7 protein-coding genes are annotated in these 16,218 nt (G+C 64.9%); all 7 read right to left on the reverse strand.

Going from position 1 to position 16,218, the window contains the following annotated elements; genetic code table 11:
• Nucleotides 1–8: 8 nt before the first annotated feature.
• Nucleotides 9–644: a hypothetical protein gene (locus H8838_RS11055; protein ID WP_185996648.1), complete on the reverse strand. Its 636-nt coding sequence runs from the start codon at nucleotides 642–644 to the stop codon at nucleotides 9–11.
• Nucleotides 645–716: 72 nt separating this feature from the next.
• Nucleotides 717–2,435, reverse strand: a complete 1,719-nt coding sequence (locus tag H8838_RS11060; RefSeq protein WP_185996647.1) for an ImmA/IrrE family metallo-endopeptidase — start codon at nucleotides 2,433–2,435, stop codon at nucleotides 717–719.
• Complete coding sequence (drmC, locus tag H8838_RS11065; protein ID WP_185996646.1) at nucleotides 2,410–3,126, reverse strand: DISARM system phospholipase D-like protein DrmC; 717 nt, start codon at nucleotides 3,124–3,126, stop codon at nucleotides 2,410–2,412. Before drmC ends, H8838_RS11060 begins: the two co-directional genes overlap by 26 nt.
• Entirely contained in the window at nucleotides 3,116–5,173 is a 2,058-nt protein-coding gene (drmB, locus tag H8838_RS11070) for a DUF1998 domain-containing protein (protein ID WP_224766074.1), read from the reverse strand. The genes drmC and drmB overlap by 11 nt, the downstream gene beginning before the upstream one ends.
• Nucleotides 5,173–8,880: a DISARM system helicase DrmA gene (drmA, locus tag H8838_RS11075; protein WP_185996645.1), complete on the reverse strand. Its 3,708-nt coding sequence runs from the start codon at nucleotides 8,878–8,880 to the stop codon at nucleotides 5,173–5,175. The genes drmB and drmA overlap by 1 nt, the downstream gene beginning before the upstream one ends.
• Before the next feature lie 54 nt (nucleotides 8,881–8,934).
• Complete coding sequence (locus tag H8838_RS11080; protein WP_224766075.1) at nucleotides 8,935–12,963, reverse strand: Eco57I restriction-modification methylase domain-containing protein; 4,029 nt, start codon at nucleotides 12,961–12,963, stop codon at nucleotides 8,935–8,937.
• A 47-nt stretch (nucleotides 12,964–13,010) separates the two neighbouring features.
• On the reverse strand, nucleotides 13,011–16,205 hold the full coding sequence (gene drmD / locus H8838_RS11085) for a DISARM system SNF2-like helicase DrmD (RefSeq protein ID WP_224766076.1): 3,195 nt from the start codon (nucleotides 16,203–16,205) through the stop codon (nucleotides 13,011–13,013).
• Nucleotides 16,206–16,218 lie beyond the last annotated feature (13 nt).

Here is a 16,218-nt window from a genome sequence, read left to right on the forward strand (position 1 = left end):
TCTGCCTCTCAGGATGCAGGCCAGTCCTCTCGGGAATCCCATACCTTCAGCCCCGCGCGGTCGCGGTTCAGCGGGGTCCCGATCCACACCACCGCCTTGTGCGCCAGGTGGTGCGACGAGGAGTTCCGACGCTTGTCCTCACCGCAACGACACCGTTGCTCGGCACCTCGGGCGAGCCAGTCGCGCAGGGCGGCCACCACGGTCTCGGGGTCGGCGGTCGGGGCCACCGACAGCTCGCGGACCAGGAAGTCGACCCGACGCCCGTCGTAGGCGTCCCAAGTCTTCTGGCGGCCGATCAACGGCGGTGGGTACAGGTTGCGGCCCAGCACAGACGGGCCGAAGTCGGCGTGGGTCTCGTAGCGGCCCGGGTAGAGCGACGCAGACGGCCGGCGGGCGTAGAACGTCCACACGTCGAGGTCCTTAACACCGTGCCCTCCATTCGGGTGGAGGAAGTGCTGGGCTGCGCCCTGCGCGAGCACAACTGCGACCCTTCGGTTGGCCCACGCGGCATGCTTGCCGCCCTGCGCCGCTGGGCGGGTGTACCGAGCGTGCTGGTCGTCGGCGAGCTCACCAAGGCGCTTCAGGTGGCGGCGGGTCAGCCGCTCCTGCGAACGTTCGCTTCGGTCCGCGGACTTCTTGCCCATGGCGGCATTCTCCGCCACCACCCAGTCCCCGCCTCCCCCACGCCGTGACTGCGTCACATGCCGCCTACACCCTCAACTTTGATGAGCCCCCAGGGACTCACCTTCTTCGAGTACGTCTGCGTGGTTGCCGGCGTAATAGTCGTCCAGGTCCCGCCTGCCAGCCGCGATGGCACTAGCCACCAGTTCCACAACCTTCGGTTCGACAAGACCGGCGTCCGGTCGGATGGTGACGAACAATCGATTAGAGCTACTGAGGAAGCGCCACGCCTCGTCGGTGTACATGTCATCCCAACCCAGCACCTGCTCGTGCCCCAGATCACCCGTCGCGTACTCGACTTCGTTGTACATCCAGCTCGTATCCAGCTCAGGCTCCACACAGCTGAGCCCGCAACGCTCAACTTGGCTCATACACGCGGCAACTGCGTCGCCTCCATGATTAGGCGGATCCGCGCTCATCTCTATGAGGGCCGCCTGGTCCGCCAGGCCGGCCGATACGACCGTTGTCCAGTGGTCATCCAGCGGCAGAAACTCGAGCAACTGCCCCATCAGTTCGTCGTGTTCGGGGTCCTCGCCCTGAGCATGCTTGAAATAGGACAACACGCCTTGGAATGACTCTTCGCTTCGCGCGACTGCGACCCAGGGTGTGTTTACGCCCGGCACGGCGTCGGCCCAAGCTGTGCCAACACGCTCAGGGAGGCCGCGGTCATCGCTGGTCGCTCGGACGAGGATCACTTCCGTCGACTCGCGACCACCCGGACGTACGACGAGATCGTGGGCCCAGCTGGGAAGTCGACGCGAATCAAACAGGCCGGCCACGGAGACTTCCGTCGACTGCGCTCGATCACCCAAGTTGAGCATGTCCAGGATTCTGTCGGCCGCTTGGGCGACATACGTCCAGCCATGATCGGGCAGTGGAGCATCCGGATCCAGGATGCGGTCCAGGTACGGCGGCAGGTCCACTCCTGGCGCAATCCGACGGAAGACGAGCCGGGCGACCGACTCGGCCTCAAACTCAGTCGCGACCTCGTCCGACAGGTCACGGTACGGCCAGAAGTCACCTTGGTCCGCACCCACGTGGCCGCAGAAAAGGTGTCCAATCTCGTGTGCGAGCGTGGCCAGCTGCTCTGTCGGAGAGTGAGCCTCATTCAGCGACAGGACCCACCGCACGGCTACTTCGCGAACCGCACCGGGCACACTTCTCGGCGGAAGCCGCAACGTCCCACCGTCGCCGGTTCGTCGAATTCTTCCCGCTAGCGCCACCCCCTGCCTCGCAGTGACGACGCGGACCCCGAGTTCTTGAATGGCCGAGCGAAGTCTCGCGACGAGTTCACCCGCATCGTGGAGCCCATCCATGGCGAAGGGGGTTGCGTTGATCGGCAAAGGTCGAGATCGGTCGGTGGCTTCCGTCTGCGAAACGTCGTAGACGAATTCGACCGGTCCCCATGGGAACAGCAGGACCAGCGGCCGTTCGTCCGGCTTCACTCGCCGCCTCCACTTCTGCTCCCACTCCGACGCCGCGCAAAGCATGGTGGCATGAGGCATCTGCAAGATCGCCAGAAGCGCATTGAACAACTTCCGACCGGAGATCGCCGCCACCTGGTCGAGCAGATCATCCACGCTCGAGGCGGCGCCGGTTTCCAGCGCGTGTAACGCCATGGCCTCGATTGAGCGGCGACCCGCTGACGGCCGCTCGGGCCGCTTGGGCTTCGGCCCGATGGTGTCCGGCTGCTGAGTCACCACCACCACTTCACTTTCGTCACGCAGATCACCCAGAGGTGGGAACGAGCTCATAGAGACTGCCGTGCTTGCTTGTCATGGTCGACTCGACGGACTCAGCGAACGCGACATCGCGGATGAGGACGCCGAACTCAACGTTGCGGTTCTCTGCGCTGAAGGAGAAGTTGGCGCTGGTGAGCAGCAGGACTTCGTGGTCGATGACGATGAACTTGGCGTGGCTGACGACACGCTTGCCAGACGGCAGCTCTGCGGATCGGTAGATGGTGGCTCGCGGGAGTTGGGCCTTGACCTTGTTGGCGTCAGCCTTGTCGCCGTCGACGTAGACGGTCACGACGACTCCGGGCTGTTCGGCAGCCTGTTTGAGCACTGTCCACATCTTCGAGGTCGTCTCAAAGTTGTAGGTGGCGCAGGTGACTGAGATTCGAGCGGCCTGGACGAGTCGGTGGAACTCGCCGGTGAGGTGTCCGAGCTTGGCTTCGTTGCCAGGCATCGTCCACACAGGAGTCAGGTCACGGTGGACCGACTTTGCGCCGGCGATCCCTCGCAGGACCGCCGTCGCGCGTTCGCTGTCGGCGTGGTCGAGTCCCGCAGCTGTTAACAACTCCTTGGCGTCTGCGCGGCGGCCGGAGTTGATCGCGCCCAGCGCCTTGATGACGTGCTGGCCATTGTCGAACTGGACGGCGAGGGCTTCGGCTTCGCTGGCGGTGAGGTACCGGCCGAGTGCGATGTAGGGATCAGAGGGCATCGACGCTCCCGAAGAACCCGGGCACGGTGTCGCCGGTGGCCGTCGGGAGGTTGAGCAGGAAGCGCCGATCGAGGAAGCGGTTGGCCTTCTCGCACGAGGTCTCGGATGCGAAGGAGCAGCAGTGGCAGGCTGCCCCGTGAAGGAAATCCTCCGGGTCGCTTGGCGTTCGCATCGCACAGACTGGGTCCGATGAGCATCTCGATGCGCGTCGCAGCGCGGAGACGACCAGCCCCTGAAGCCGGGCTGGCTCAGAGAGGGCAACCAGCCCACCAAGCGTGCCTTCGCTGTCCGATGCCGTAGTGCAGATTAAAAGCCCTGCCGCGGCCTCGCGCTGCGGAGAGGCCGACCATCCATAGATGCGCTCGGTCAGGCTCGCAGCTCCGTAGCCGCTAGACATCGCCATCTCGCGGATCAGCGCGTGGGACAGCGAGTGCAGCAGCCAGTATCTGGGCGCGGGCAGGCGGGTGTCGGGATCCACCAGTTTGGCGGTCTCGGAGAACCGACGAGAGAAGTTGCGCCGATGCGCCTCTCTGTGGGCATCCCAGAGGGGACTTGCGAGGATGCCTTGTTCCCAACCGTCGACAGCGGCGGTGTCGAGCTGGAGGAAGATCCCTTCGCCGCGGTCTTCGGTGGCCGGCACCCACGTCGGCTTGCCGTTGCGAGTGAGCTTGACGAGGCGGCTGACGAGGTCGTTGACGCGGTCCATCTCGTCGAGGCGGGTGAACCCGAGGACTGCGTTGATCTTCTTCATCTGGTTGACCGCGACGACACGGCCGATTCGCTGGTGCAGCTCAGGCCCGCGCTGCATCTCAGTAACCATGAGTCCACTGGAGTTCTGTTGCTGCGGGAACAGGGACGGCTTCTGGAGGTAACGCCACTCCGGGACGAGCAGGTCGACGGGATCCCAGGCGGCGAGCTTCTCCTGACGTTCAGCTTCGGAGTCCGCGGGCGCGAGTACGTCGGCTACAGCCGCGGCGAGGTCCTGATCCGTGACATCGGTCAGGTCGAGCTTGCCCTCCGCGACATCGCGCAGGATGCCCAGGTCGTCCGCGTACTTCTGGACCTTCTCCACCCCTAGTTCGACGCGGAGCCGGTCTGCGAGCGCTTCCTTCTCCTCGGCATCGGTGCGTGGCATGACGATGATCGACTGGGTGGAGGCGAACCACAGGTTCGAGGCGCCCATCATGATCAGCGCCGGGCGGGCGTCGCATTCAGGGTCGAAAGCATTGAGATGCGGGTGCCGGCCTCGGCACTTCTTCGGCAGCTTGTCGCGACCAACACCACCCTGGGCTTCGGCCATCCCCCGGCTCGCACCACAGGAGGCACACAAGATCGTCGAGCCGACCGACTTGCCGACGTTCGCATCACGCATCTTGAGGTCGGGCAGTTCGGCCTTCGGGCACTTGCCGCCGCGGTGAACCCACAGCGTGTACGGGAACTCGTCGAGGTGCCCGTTGGCGCAGGTCAGAAGGTGCTGTGCCGGGACGGCGGGGCTTTCGCGCTTGCGGCCGGTCGATCCCGCTCGCTGTCTTCCTCGGCCGGGGCAGTTCTTGTGTGTGAACTGGGCGAGGTCGGGGCGGAAGGGGTGGGTGTTGGTGTAGCTGAACCGAGGGAGTGGGCCAAGGAAGTCGCAGCCGGTGCACCGAAACAGTTGAGGAAACACCCGTGACGGAATGCCGAGGTCGTCGCCTTCCTTCGACATGGCGCCCTTCTTGGCCTGCCAGGGGAAGGGACGCAGCCCATCAACCTGGGGTCCTAGGTGCAGGCGTACGACGTTGAGCAGTCGGGGCTCGATGATGCTGGGGATGAAGGGACGCCGCTTCCAGATCGGTTCCCAGTCGTCGAGCCCAGCCGGCATCACCGAGAATCCGGGCAGGTCCATGATGGCGCCGGGGCCATAGGTATAGAGCAGCGATGAGGGACGAGCGGAGCCGACCTTGGCGCGGTTCTTGACGACTCCGTCCTCCGCGTCGGCAAGTGGGTCGAGGGCCTCGTTCTGGTCGTGCAGCATCTCTTCGGAACCCGACTCGGGCAGCAGGTCAGTCATCAGTCCTCCTCCCCCGTAGGCAGCGTCCAGGCGGGCACGCCCTCGGGCGTGCGGGCGAAAAGTCGCTCGGGCACCGGGCTGACAAGCAGGTTGATCTCCGGCTGCACCTCGCGCATCGAGTTGGCGATGACGAACGGAGCTTCCATCGACCCGCCCGCCGATGCCTTCGCGTTCTCGGGGCTGATGATCAGCGGCAGGTACTTGTCGCCCTCACCCGTGCGTTCGTAGACGAGCGTCTTGCTCATCTCCGCAGCACGCTTGGCACGATCGGTCCACCTATCGATCCGATTCACAAGCAGGTCGTTCGCGCGCTTGGTGGCGTCCTCGCTCTGCGCGGCCGCGGAGATCCGCTTCTTGAGGCGCTCGGCGATCGACTCCACGATCGACCGCTGGTCCTTAATGCGCCAGGCATCGCGCTCGGGCGAGAGTCCATCCGCGGTTGCGGCCTCGATCACGCGCGCGACACTGACCAGCAGGCCGTCGATGCCGCGGGCCAGCGAGGTCGGCGAGAACGGTGTCACCGACAACGCCTCCACCTGGGCATAGAACGTCTCGTGGTAGTGCCGGAACTGCTCGAAATGCGCCAGGTCGCGAGGCCGCGCCCAGTTCCCCAGCGCCACGACCAGTCCCGGGCGGTCGGACGCGTCCCGACCCACACGCGAGGACGCCTGAATGTATTCAGCCGTGTTCTTCGGCTGCCCCACCACCAACATCAGACCAAGTCGCTGGACGTCGACACCCACCTGGAGCATCGAGGTGGCAAGCACGACGTCGAAGGGTGAGTCGGTCCGATAGGTAACCTTCTGGTCCGCTTTCCGTGCCGCGAGCCGCGCTTGGAACGCCTCAGTCGAGTCGAAGGCCGAGTCGAACTCCAGCCCCAAGCGGTCCAAGGTTCGCCCGATCTCGGCGGACGCGATGCGCGAGGTCAGTTCGGCGGTGTGGAGGTTGCCGAAGGCGGCGCCGTAGCGGCGAGGGAAGCCCGAGTCCTTGGCCGGGTTGCCCACGCGGTTCGCGACGTCGTCGGCCATGTAGCGCGCCATGCCCGCCAGCTCGCGGGTGGCGTTGAAATAGCCAACAAGCGTCATGTACGGATCAGCTGCCGCGCCCGCGCGGTCGAACAGCAGTTGCCCCGCGGACAACAACACCTCCGAAACACGGATCTCGGCGCTCGACAGCCGGACGCCTTGGGCGCTGACTCCGATGTAGCGCCGCCCGGGGTTATCCCTGTCGATCGGCACCTCTTGAGAAAAGAATGTGTCAGCGACGTCCAGCACCTGTGGCGGGAAGATCTCTACTTGGCGTCCATATAGGCCGCGTACCTGCTCCTGGGCGTTTCGAACGGTTGCCGTCGACGCGACGATCAATGGCTTCACTGACTTCCCGTCCGGGGTCTCCCACGACGACAGGGTCTCGACGGCAACCTCGAATAGTCCGACGGCGGTGCCCAAGGCGCCAGTGATGAGGTGCAGCTCGTCCTGAATGATCAGATCCGGTGGTCGGAGCCGACCCACCGGCCGAACTGTTGCGGCCGGTTGACCGCTGTTCGCAGGGTGTGAACCCACCTGACACGGCGTGTAGTCAGCGTGGACATACCCGTGGCGACCGCAACGCCTGCTCACGTAGCCGAACAGCGCGGCGGCCTCGCCCTCCCGTGCGAGGCGTGCGAACTTGTCGACGGTGGCGATCACAAACGCAGGAGTGAGGCGGTAGATCTCCTCATCGACGGTGAGAACCGGCAACCCTTCGGAGACCACACCGCCCTTGGAGAACGGGCACCGCGCCAGCTCGTCGCCACAGTGGACGAACACACGACGCATCGTGGCGTCGGCCCTCACCTGCGCTGCAGTGATCGGGGTGCCGCACCACGGGCAGCGCTGGATCTGGAGCACGGTCAGCCGGTGCGAGCCGTATTCGTTCGCCTTCTTGAGCTGCTCGTCTGCCTCCTCGAAGCGCTTGGGGCTCACATCGGTTCCGACCCAGAGCCCGATCCGGAAAGGCTCCACTCCCCAGGTCGCCACGTCCTCGCGCCGAGCAAGCTCGGCAGCGCACATCAAGGTGGTCGCCCGCTGGAACTGCTGAGCGGTCAGAAGCCGGAGGGTGTAGCGCATCAACACCGCAATGCCGTCGTTCCCGTCGAGGGAGCCCTCGGCCGACTCCACGACACCTTGGCGGCGCCTGATCGCGAATGTGTACGCAGCGAGCCCCAGGTACGCCTCGGTCTTGCCACCACCGGTTGGAAAGAAGAGCAACTCGACCCGGGATTGGTGCTCGGCGCTGCGCAGTGGTGCTGTGGGATCGGTCAACGCTCCGAGCTGCATCAGGATGAAGGCCAGCTGGAACGGACGCCACGAGGCGGCCCCTGGACCTCGCTCGGTGACCTTGTCCTGTGCCTGGTCAAGGGTCACTGAGGCATCGGATGCGCGCTCCGCAGCAACCTGCGATGCGATGCGCTGGTCGCGCATAACCCGGTTCATGAACTGGAAGCACCGCAGCGCTTCCGGATCAGTAGCGACGTGCTCCAGACCGGAGATGAGCCGCGCGTGTGCCTGCCTGGCCTCCCACAGCACCAGCTCGCACGTTTCTTGCCAATGGGCCGGGAGCTTTGCCGCCTCAGTCTCCTGCTCATCGAGCCACGCTCCGTAGCCGGTCACGAGCGGTTCGAGTCCCGCACGCAGCCCGTCGGGTGTGACCTTGGACAGCTCGTCCATGGACAGCAACGCGTCTTTCACGGAGCGAGCGCGCGTTTGCGGCGTCTCGCCAATGGGGAGCCAGGTCGTCTCCACTGAGGTGGCGCGACGCGAGCCTTCCTTGACCGTCCAGTCCGCCGAGCATGTGCGACCGATGGCGAACTCGAGGCGGTTGCGGTACTGGAGGTTGAGACGCTTGACCTCTTCGTCGTACTCGGGCCAGTCCTGCTCCAACACATCCCGCACAGGCAGGAAGACCTCGGCACCGCCCGCGTCGACCAGCAGCTTGGTCTGGAACATCCACATGCTCAACGGGATGGGCATCGGCGTCTCGCGGTCGTTGCACAACGCGATCTCGACGAGTACCCGCCCAAACTGCGGGTCGTCGTACCGGTCGACCCGCAGACACGCGTCGTCCCGCAGCGCGATCGCCAGTGTCTTGCCCGGCTCGAGGTCGGCCAGGAGGACCGTACGACGTTCCTCGACCGGAACTCGCTGGTAGTGGCGGATCGGCCGACCGGCCTTGGACACCTTCTCCGTCTCCACCGACTCGTAGATGCCCCACGACGCCGTCACATCGAACGACTCCTGATCCGCTGGCATCTGGAACCGCAGCCCCATCGAGGCTGGGATCATCAAGCCCTGCTTCGGTGCCCGATCCTCGGCGTCATCATCGTCGGAATCTGCCTCGGTCTCATCAGCCGCGTACGCCGGGACCCCGCGCCCTTCGGAGATGCCGTCGTCGTCCGCCCGGACCTCGACGAGATCCCGCGCCGTGTCGTCGTCACCGAACGCCGACGATCTGCGACCCGTCAACTTCACGGGCGCAATGTGTCCAACCAAATACTGTGAACGCGGGCTGAATGGCAACAACTCCTCCGGCCCGTGAATCGGGCCCAGCAGCTCACGTTCCAGAATGTCGGCGAGGTTCTCGCGCACGGCGAAGGAGGAGCCGTCCAAGTCGAAGTTCAACTCGTACGATGCCGGCGATCCTGCCGCCTCTATGGTTGCCTCGGTCACAATTCACCAGTCTGCCGCAGCCGTCCGACAGAGCTGCCTGCACCGGCCCAGCTGCTACCCATCAACGAAAAGGCTCCTTTGGTTGTCGTCCGACGGCGCGGTGGGTCGCTTCGCTCTGCTGCCACCTGCCGAGCCCTGGATTCCGGCTCGCCTGTGGTTCTCCGTTAGAAGTCGATCGAGGATCTCGGCCCGAGCGGTGGGGCTTACGGTCCAGCGGTTCATCTGGCGGTAGGTGTGAAATCCGTGGTCAAGGCTGACGTCGGACCAGCCGTACGCATCCATTACGGCTGCGTCCAACTCGACCTGAATCTCACGCATCCTCGCGACGTCCGGGTCTGCAGCGTCGGCGACCTCCGGGTCGTTCACGAGGTTGTACAACTTCGTCAGTCCGAGGTCGCGGCGGAGCATGATCTCCCGGCGCTCCTGGTTCAGCGACTGTCCGATGAGTTCTAGGGACGCAGTTCGTTCGGGGCGTGGCAACGTCTCGAATACGTCCGACGGCGCGTACCTAACTCGGGTCTCCAGAGTCGACCCATAGGTAATGGCCCACAGTTGGTGCACCGACGACGAGAGCACCGCCTGGTCCGCAAACGAGTCCGAGGCGAACACCACGATTGCCTCGCTTGGAATCTGCCCGGTGGAAATACGCACAGGCATGACACTCTTGCTCACCCTGGCAATGACTAGGACCTCATCTAAATCCCTGATCGCCCTCCGCATCGCGGGACGCTTCTCTGCATACTGCCACCAGTTGTTCCGATAGACGTCGCGATTGTTCTTGAGCCGTTCTGGCTTGACCAGCTCCTCAACACGCTGGAACGGTTGACGATACCGGCTGGCCTGGTCCTCTCCCATGTCGTTGAAGTCGATCACCCAGCGCGACGCGGACGAGTCCGGGCGGGAGTTGAGATCCTCACCATTTACATACGGGTAGAGCACGTCCGCGTTTCGTTTGTCTTCCTGAATCCAGCCTGCCGCCTCAGTTTGATCAAGCGTGAAACCAAGCCCAAGGATGTAGCACCCGATGTAGCTCAAGTTCGCGTTCTCGGATAGTCGTTTGGGGAGGCCCTCTGCGCGCCCTCCAGGCTCTAACAGCGTTGTGATTCGTTTGACAGGGATGTCGTCACTAACGCGAGGCACCTCGTCAGATACATGTCCGCTCGCCGCCCAAACAGCGGCGTACTCTAAGTTGGCGCTGGCGGCCGGCCACGAGCGGCTCTGAATGGCCCGAACAATGGTGACTCCTCCCTCGACGAGTCTGTCGAGACCGACCTGCCGAGTGTCGCCCTGCGCAATTGTGTTCGTGGCGATGAGTCCCAACGTCCCGGAATCCTGAAGCAGATCAGACGCGCGTAAGAAGAAGTACGCTACGAGGTCGGCGCTGCCACGCGCGCCATCCGCTAAGACATTGACAAACCAGTCGCGGACGTCTCTGCCCATGGCGCCCGTCAACTTCTGCCCGCCGAGGAACGGCGGGTTTCCAACAATGACGTCGAATCCACCTTTATCGACCATCACATCCGGTGCTTCCAGGATCCAGTGGAGTGGCCGCCACCGTTCGTAATCGGTTGCGACGGTGGGAGTTAGCCCCTTCGTTGTGAGCGAATCTAGGAACGACAAGTCGGGCGCCCCGCTGTCTGGGAATGCGGACTTCACTGCCACCCGGAGGTTTTCATACGCCTCATCTAGTGACCTGCCCGGCTGGCCACCTAACGGCAGCCCAACCGCAATCACTCCGTCGGCGATCCGACGCAGTGCGGCTGTAGTACTCCGGAGCAGGGCAAGTTGGCGACGTTTAGCAGCACTCGACCGAGCAGGGTCCGAGTCGTCGACTGGCGACGCGAGGTCGCGCCGAAGGTCGACGGCCTTGCGGATGATGCCGTCGATGTCGACGTCGTACTGGTAGTAGTGCTCAACCTCGGTCGAGCGAGTCGGGTCAATATGCAGCTTGCGCAGCTGATCCAGACTCGTGATGCCCAGTAGCGAGTTGCCGAGGAAGACCTTGTCATCGACGAATGAGAACGGCAGATCGCGGTCGAGGGAGACGAGCCAGAGCGAGAGCTTGCACATCTCGACCGCCATGTCGTTGATGTCCGCGCCATAGAGACAGTTGGCGACGACCTGGCGGATGGCTCGAGTGTGAAGATCCCTGCGGAAGGCGTTTGCCGGGTCCTCCGCCATCCAAACTTCGACCAGCCGGTCGGCGAGATACCGAGCCGAGGCCACAAGAAAGGCGCCCGACCCGCAGGCGATGTCGGCGACCTTCAGGTCGAGCAGCTCGTCCGAGGACTTGAGCTCCCAAGCAGCCTCGTCTGCGGTCTGGTGCGGCCCCGGCGAGTAGCAGAGCGGCTGAAGCGCGTGCAGGACGACCTCCTCCGCCAGTGACTTTGGCGTGTAGTGAGCGCCGGCGTTCTTGCGGGACGGCGTCTCCTTGACCATCAGGCCGCCGGGGAGGACGACAAAGGGACGCCTGCGAAGGTCGAGACGGATCAGACCGAGCCACGGGCGGACCCGATCCCTCAACTCCGGATCGTCGCCAACCGCTTGAGTGAGCGCGCTGACGGCGCTCGGGTCAACGTCGGCGGTGATCGCCTTGGCGAGGGCAGCGGCGGACACTGCCTTCGCAGATGGCTGATCCTGCTCGAGCCAAGCACGGATCGCAGCGGCCAACTTCTTGGTGTCGGGGCTGACTTCGGCTAGCTCCTCGAGCTTTGCGAGCGGGATTTCGGGTTCTACGCCGGCGGTGCCCTTGAGTCCGACGTAGGTCTGGTCGACCCTGTTGGCGGTGTAGCCGAGCAAACCCTCGTAGATATAGCCGATCTGCTCGACGTCGATGTCGCGGAATGAGATGCGCCGGGCTTCGCCCTTGATGTCAGCGATCTGTACCGATCGCAGGACGTGCAGCATCACGCGGTCGGAGACCGCGACCGCGAGGGTCCCTTGCTCGTTGGTGGAGGTTAGGAAGGGGAACCGCTCCGGGTCGAACAGTGACCCGCCGTAGGCAGGCATGCGGAGGCTCTCGAACGAGGCACCGCTGAACAACGCCTGGCTGGTGGCCAGCAGCCGATGCCAGGTCAGGGACGTGGAGTCGAGGGCCTCTTCGGTCTCCTCAGTCTCGCGCGCGATGAGGCGGTCGAGCTCTCGAGCGATTCCATAGCCCTGCTCGAACAGATCACCAGAAGGAAGCAGCCCACGTTCCTCGGCGAAGAGGAGAAACACCACGCGCATCATCACGGTGACAGCGGCTTCATAGGTGTCGTGGGTGCGGGCCGGCAGCGGGTCCGGCAACCCGCGTCGATCCGCGTCGGCGGCAAACTCAGAGAACGACTGGATGAGCAGCTCGACTGCGCTGCGGACCTGCGCCCCGAGTGCTTCAGTGATCTCCTCGGCCGCGGCGACGGATTCTTCGAAGAGGACGGGGAGCCGCTCTGTCGGGTCACCGCCGATGATGTGCTGACGTCCGATCAGGGCGAGGAAGGCGTCCCGGGTCCGGGGTTCCTCGATCCAGGTCAGAGCATCGACGATGCCGGATGCTGCCATCGCGCCTTCACGGGCGCAGACCAGTCCCCACCAGCGGCCGTCGGTGACGATGCCGAGCTGTACCTTGTTCTCGCGCAGGAGCGCCTCGGTGCGGTCGACGGGAGTTGCTGCCCACAGATCGTTCGGGGTCTGGCGCAGAGAATCGGTCGGGTCGACGACGTGCACGAGCGCACCGATCCCGTCGACACCGTTCAGGGCCGCATGGGCGGTGACAGTGACAGCGCGGTTTGGCGACTGGGCTTGGACGCCGGGCGCCTCGCCCCATGACAGTGACTCGGCCCATCCGGCGACATCGCGCAGGACGGACTCGATCCATTTGTCGCGGGCGACTCGGTAGGAGTCGAGAACGGCGTCGTTGTCAGGGGTGCGGTCGAACCTCTCCCATGCGGCCTCGAAGTCCTTGCGTGCATCGACGAGTGCGGCCTTGCGGTCGTCGCTGAGGGCTGGCATGCCTTGCGGCCAGACCCGCTTCAGGGGCGGGATCGCCAGGAACGGGCCTTCGGTGTCGACGAGTTCGAGCCAGGCTCGGTGCAACTCAGTCACGCTCGGAGTGTTGAGTCCCACCTGCCCTCGGCTGTTTGGGCGGCCCATCACTCATCCCACCCTTCGGCGTCGTCGCGGGTCAGCGCGAAAACGACCGCTGCGGCGGTGGTGTGTGGCTTGACGTCGGCGTAGCGGTCGGTGATGGCGGCGATCTCGCGTGCTTCCTCGTCGTCGAGCTCTTCGAGGCGGCGGGTCATCGCCTCGACGTCGCGCCTCCACTGGCGCTGCTGGTCGGGGTCAGCGAACAGCTGGCCCTGGGCTTCGTCCTCGGCGGCCTTGAGTACGGCGAGGGAGTCACGGAGGTTGGTGCGGAAGGCCGCGAAGATCTCGTGGGCACGTTGCGTATCCGCGTCTTGTCGCTTGGCGAGCTGCTCCAGAACGAGGTCGTGGCGGCGATCAGCACGGGCACGCATCGACTCTTCCAGGCGCACGCGAAGTGGCGCGTTGGGCACGTTCCAGAGGTCGCAGAGCTGGTCGCGTACCTTGGGCTGGGCGAGGGCGAGTCCCTCCCGGTCGAGCGCCTTGTCGAGGGCTGCCTCAGCCTTCTCCTCGGCCATGGCGCGGCGGCCCTTCACGCGGACACCGGCGAGGAACACTTCTTCATGAAGACGAATGCCCCCTCGGCCAACGAGGACCATGCGGGTGACGGCCGCTACGAAGGACTCCTCCAAGTCGTCGACGACAACGGCGGTCACGCGGTTCAGCGGCGAGTCGACGCTCCACAGGGAGCGGCGCAGCAGCCGCTGTGCCTTCTGCACGATCGGGTGACCAAGGTGGACGTAGACGAGGTCGTCACGACCCTCGGCTGCGTCGGCGTCGAACGTGATCGGTCGCTGCACACCAGGGTTGAGACGAGTGTCGAGTCCTCGCAACGTGTCGTGCCAACCCGAGGTCAGGGTCGGCAGATCAAAAACCTCGGCGGCTGTGTCCTGTGCGAACTCGTGGTTCGGCACCAGCAGGGACTGATGGTTGATCCGCAGGGCGGTGTCGACCACGCGGCGCAGATTGGCCGGATCGAGGTGCATCTCGGTGCGTGACGCGTTGTACCCCTGCTCCAGCTGAGTCAGCCGGCTGTTCAGTTCCATTCCGCCGGCCAGGGCGGCGTTGATGACCTCGTTGGTGTCGACGCCCTTTGACTTCACCTTCGTAGGGGTGCGCCTGGCGAAGTGTGTCTGGATCTCCTCGCCGACAACTTGGTTGGCGGAGCCGAGGTCGTACTGGACCTGGGCGATCTTGCGCGCGATGCGCGACATGAAGTCCACGTCAGCGGCGTAGGTCGATGCGCCAGCCACCGGGACGAAGTGAAATACCTGAGGTTCTTCGGTCTGACCGTAGCGGTCGATGCGGCCGATCCGTTGCTCCAGCCGGGACGGGTTGAACGGGATGTCGAAGTTCACCAGCCGGTGGCAGTGGGTCTGGAGGTCGATGCCCTCGCCTGCGGCGTCGGTGGCGAGCAGGACGCGAACGGGCTCCCTGGCAGGGTCGGCGGTGAACTGCGAGCGGATGTACTCGCGGTCCTCGGGCTTGGTCGAGCCCTGGATCACGGCCAGGCGCTCCTCGACGTACCCTCGTTGGCGTAGTACGCGGGTCAGCCAGTCGACGGTGTGGGCGTACTCAGTGAAGATCACGACGCGCTCGTTGGACCAGGTCTCGCCGTCCGGACGACACACGGCGTCGAGGAAGCCGATAAGACGGTCGAGTCGGGAGTCGGCGCGGCTCTCGTAGCTCAGCCCCCACTCCATGAGTGATTCAAGCTGGCCGGTCTCGGCGGCGACCAACGGGTCGGTGCCCTTGGACTCGCGCAGTCGCTCCGCCTCGTCCTGCTCCCACAGTCCCTCTTCCTCGTCGGCCTGGCCTTCGCCGAAGACGTCGTCATAGTCGTCCTCCGACAAGCCACGCCCAGCCTTCGAAGACAGGTAGTGGCTCAGGGTCATCCCGAACGCGAACGGGCTGGACAAGAACCGCTTCTTCAACAGCATCGTCACGATGTCGCCGGTCGGCTTTGTGCCATTCTGCTTCGCACTCTTGGTGACGATGTCATCCAGCAGCGAGAAAGACTCCTGCTCCCCGTCCGATGGGGTGAAGTCGAGTGCGCTGACGGTGCGCTTCTTGAAGCCCTTGCCAGACAGGTCGGTTTTGAGGCGGCGCACGGTCACGTCCTTAAGCGCCTTGGAATCGAGGAGCGCTCCACGGGAGAACCGGCGAGGATCGATCATCTCCATCAGCGCCGTGAACGACTCGGGGTGGCCATTGTGCGGGGTCGCGGTCAGGAACAGGCGGTGCTCGCACTTGTCGGCCAGCTGCCTCACGGCGACGGTCCGCTGAGTGTCCACGGCGTACCCACGTCCGCCGGCAGCTGAAGGACTGGACGGAGCAACATGGTGCGCCTCGTCGACCACGAGGATGTCGAAGGCGAACCGCTTGCCGGTCTTGGGGTTCGTGGCCTGCGCGTACACGTCCCGCAGCAGTCGCTGGGCTCGGACCTGCGGCAACCACGCCATGCTGACGATCACCCTGGGGAAGAGCTGGAACGGGTTGGCGTGCAGACCGTGGGTACGGCGCACCTGAGCCATCAGGTCGCTGTTGACGATCGTGAAGTCCAGACCGAACTTTTCGCGCATCTCGTCCTGCCACTTCAGTGCCAGGCTCGGGGGGCAGACGATCACGGCAGTGCGGGCCCGATGCCTCAGGAACAGCTCCTGGATCACCAGTCCAGCCTCGATGGTCTTGCCGAGGCCCACGTCGTCGGCGAGCAGGAGGTTGGTGCGCGGGGCACCGAGGGCGCGACGAAGTGGCTCGAGTTGGTATGCCTCGACATTCACGCCTGACCAGAACGGCGCCTGATAGCGGTTCGGGTCGGCGGAGGTGACGGCTCCCCAGCGCATCGCGTCCACGAACCCCGCAAGGGTGGTCGGATCATCGAATGCCTCGGCATAGATGGCATCCGGGAGCCCCTGAGGCGGAGAGACCGTATGACCTACCTCCAGCTCCCAGACCACGGAGAGCTGCTCGCCGAGTCGGTCCTCGTCGAGCGACTGGAGGTCGACGACGTGCGAGAGCTGTGCCGAGGACTCGTCGGCCGGGCTGCGTGGCAGGCCCTGAGCCTGCACGTTGGCGACGGCCCACGTAGAACCGCGAACCTCGACCACCTGGCCGGGCTCGGGCAGCGTCGGCAGCTTTCTGCCCGTTGGCTGCCCGTCCGCGCGCTTTTCCGCCACCGTGGCGGTCCCGATCCCAGTCACACGTCCGACCCTA

The organism is Nocardioides campestrisoli (assembly GCF_013624435.2).
Taxonomy (GTDB): Bacteria; Actinomycetota; Actinomycetes; order Propionibacteriales; family Nocardioidaceae; genus Nocardioides; species Nocardioides campestrisoli.

Coding starts and splice junctions, on each gene's coding strand:
- H8838_RS11055 (WP_185996648.1), bottom strand. CDS start 644: ATGGGCAAGAAGTCCGCGGACCGAAGCGAACGTTCGCAGGAGCGGCTG.
- drmB (WP_224766074.1), bottom strand. CDS start 5,173: ATGACTGACCTGCTGCCCGAGTCGGGTTCCGAAGAGATGCTGCACGAC.
- H8838_RS11060 (WP_185996647.1), bottom strand. CDS start 2,435: ATGAGCTCGTTCCCACCTCTGGGTGATCTGCGTGACGAAAGTGAAGTG.
- drmC (WP_185996646.1), bottom strand. CDS start 3,126: ATGCCCTCTGATCCCTACATCGCACTCGGCCGGTACCTCACCGCCAGC.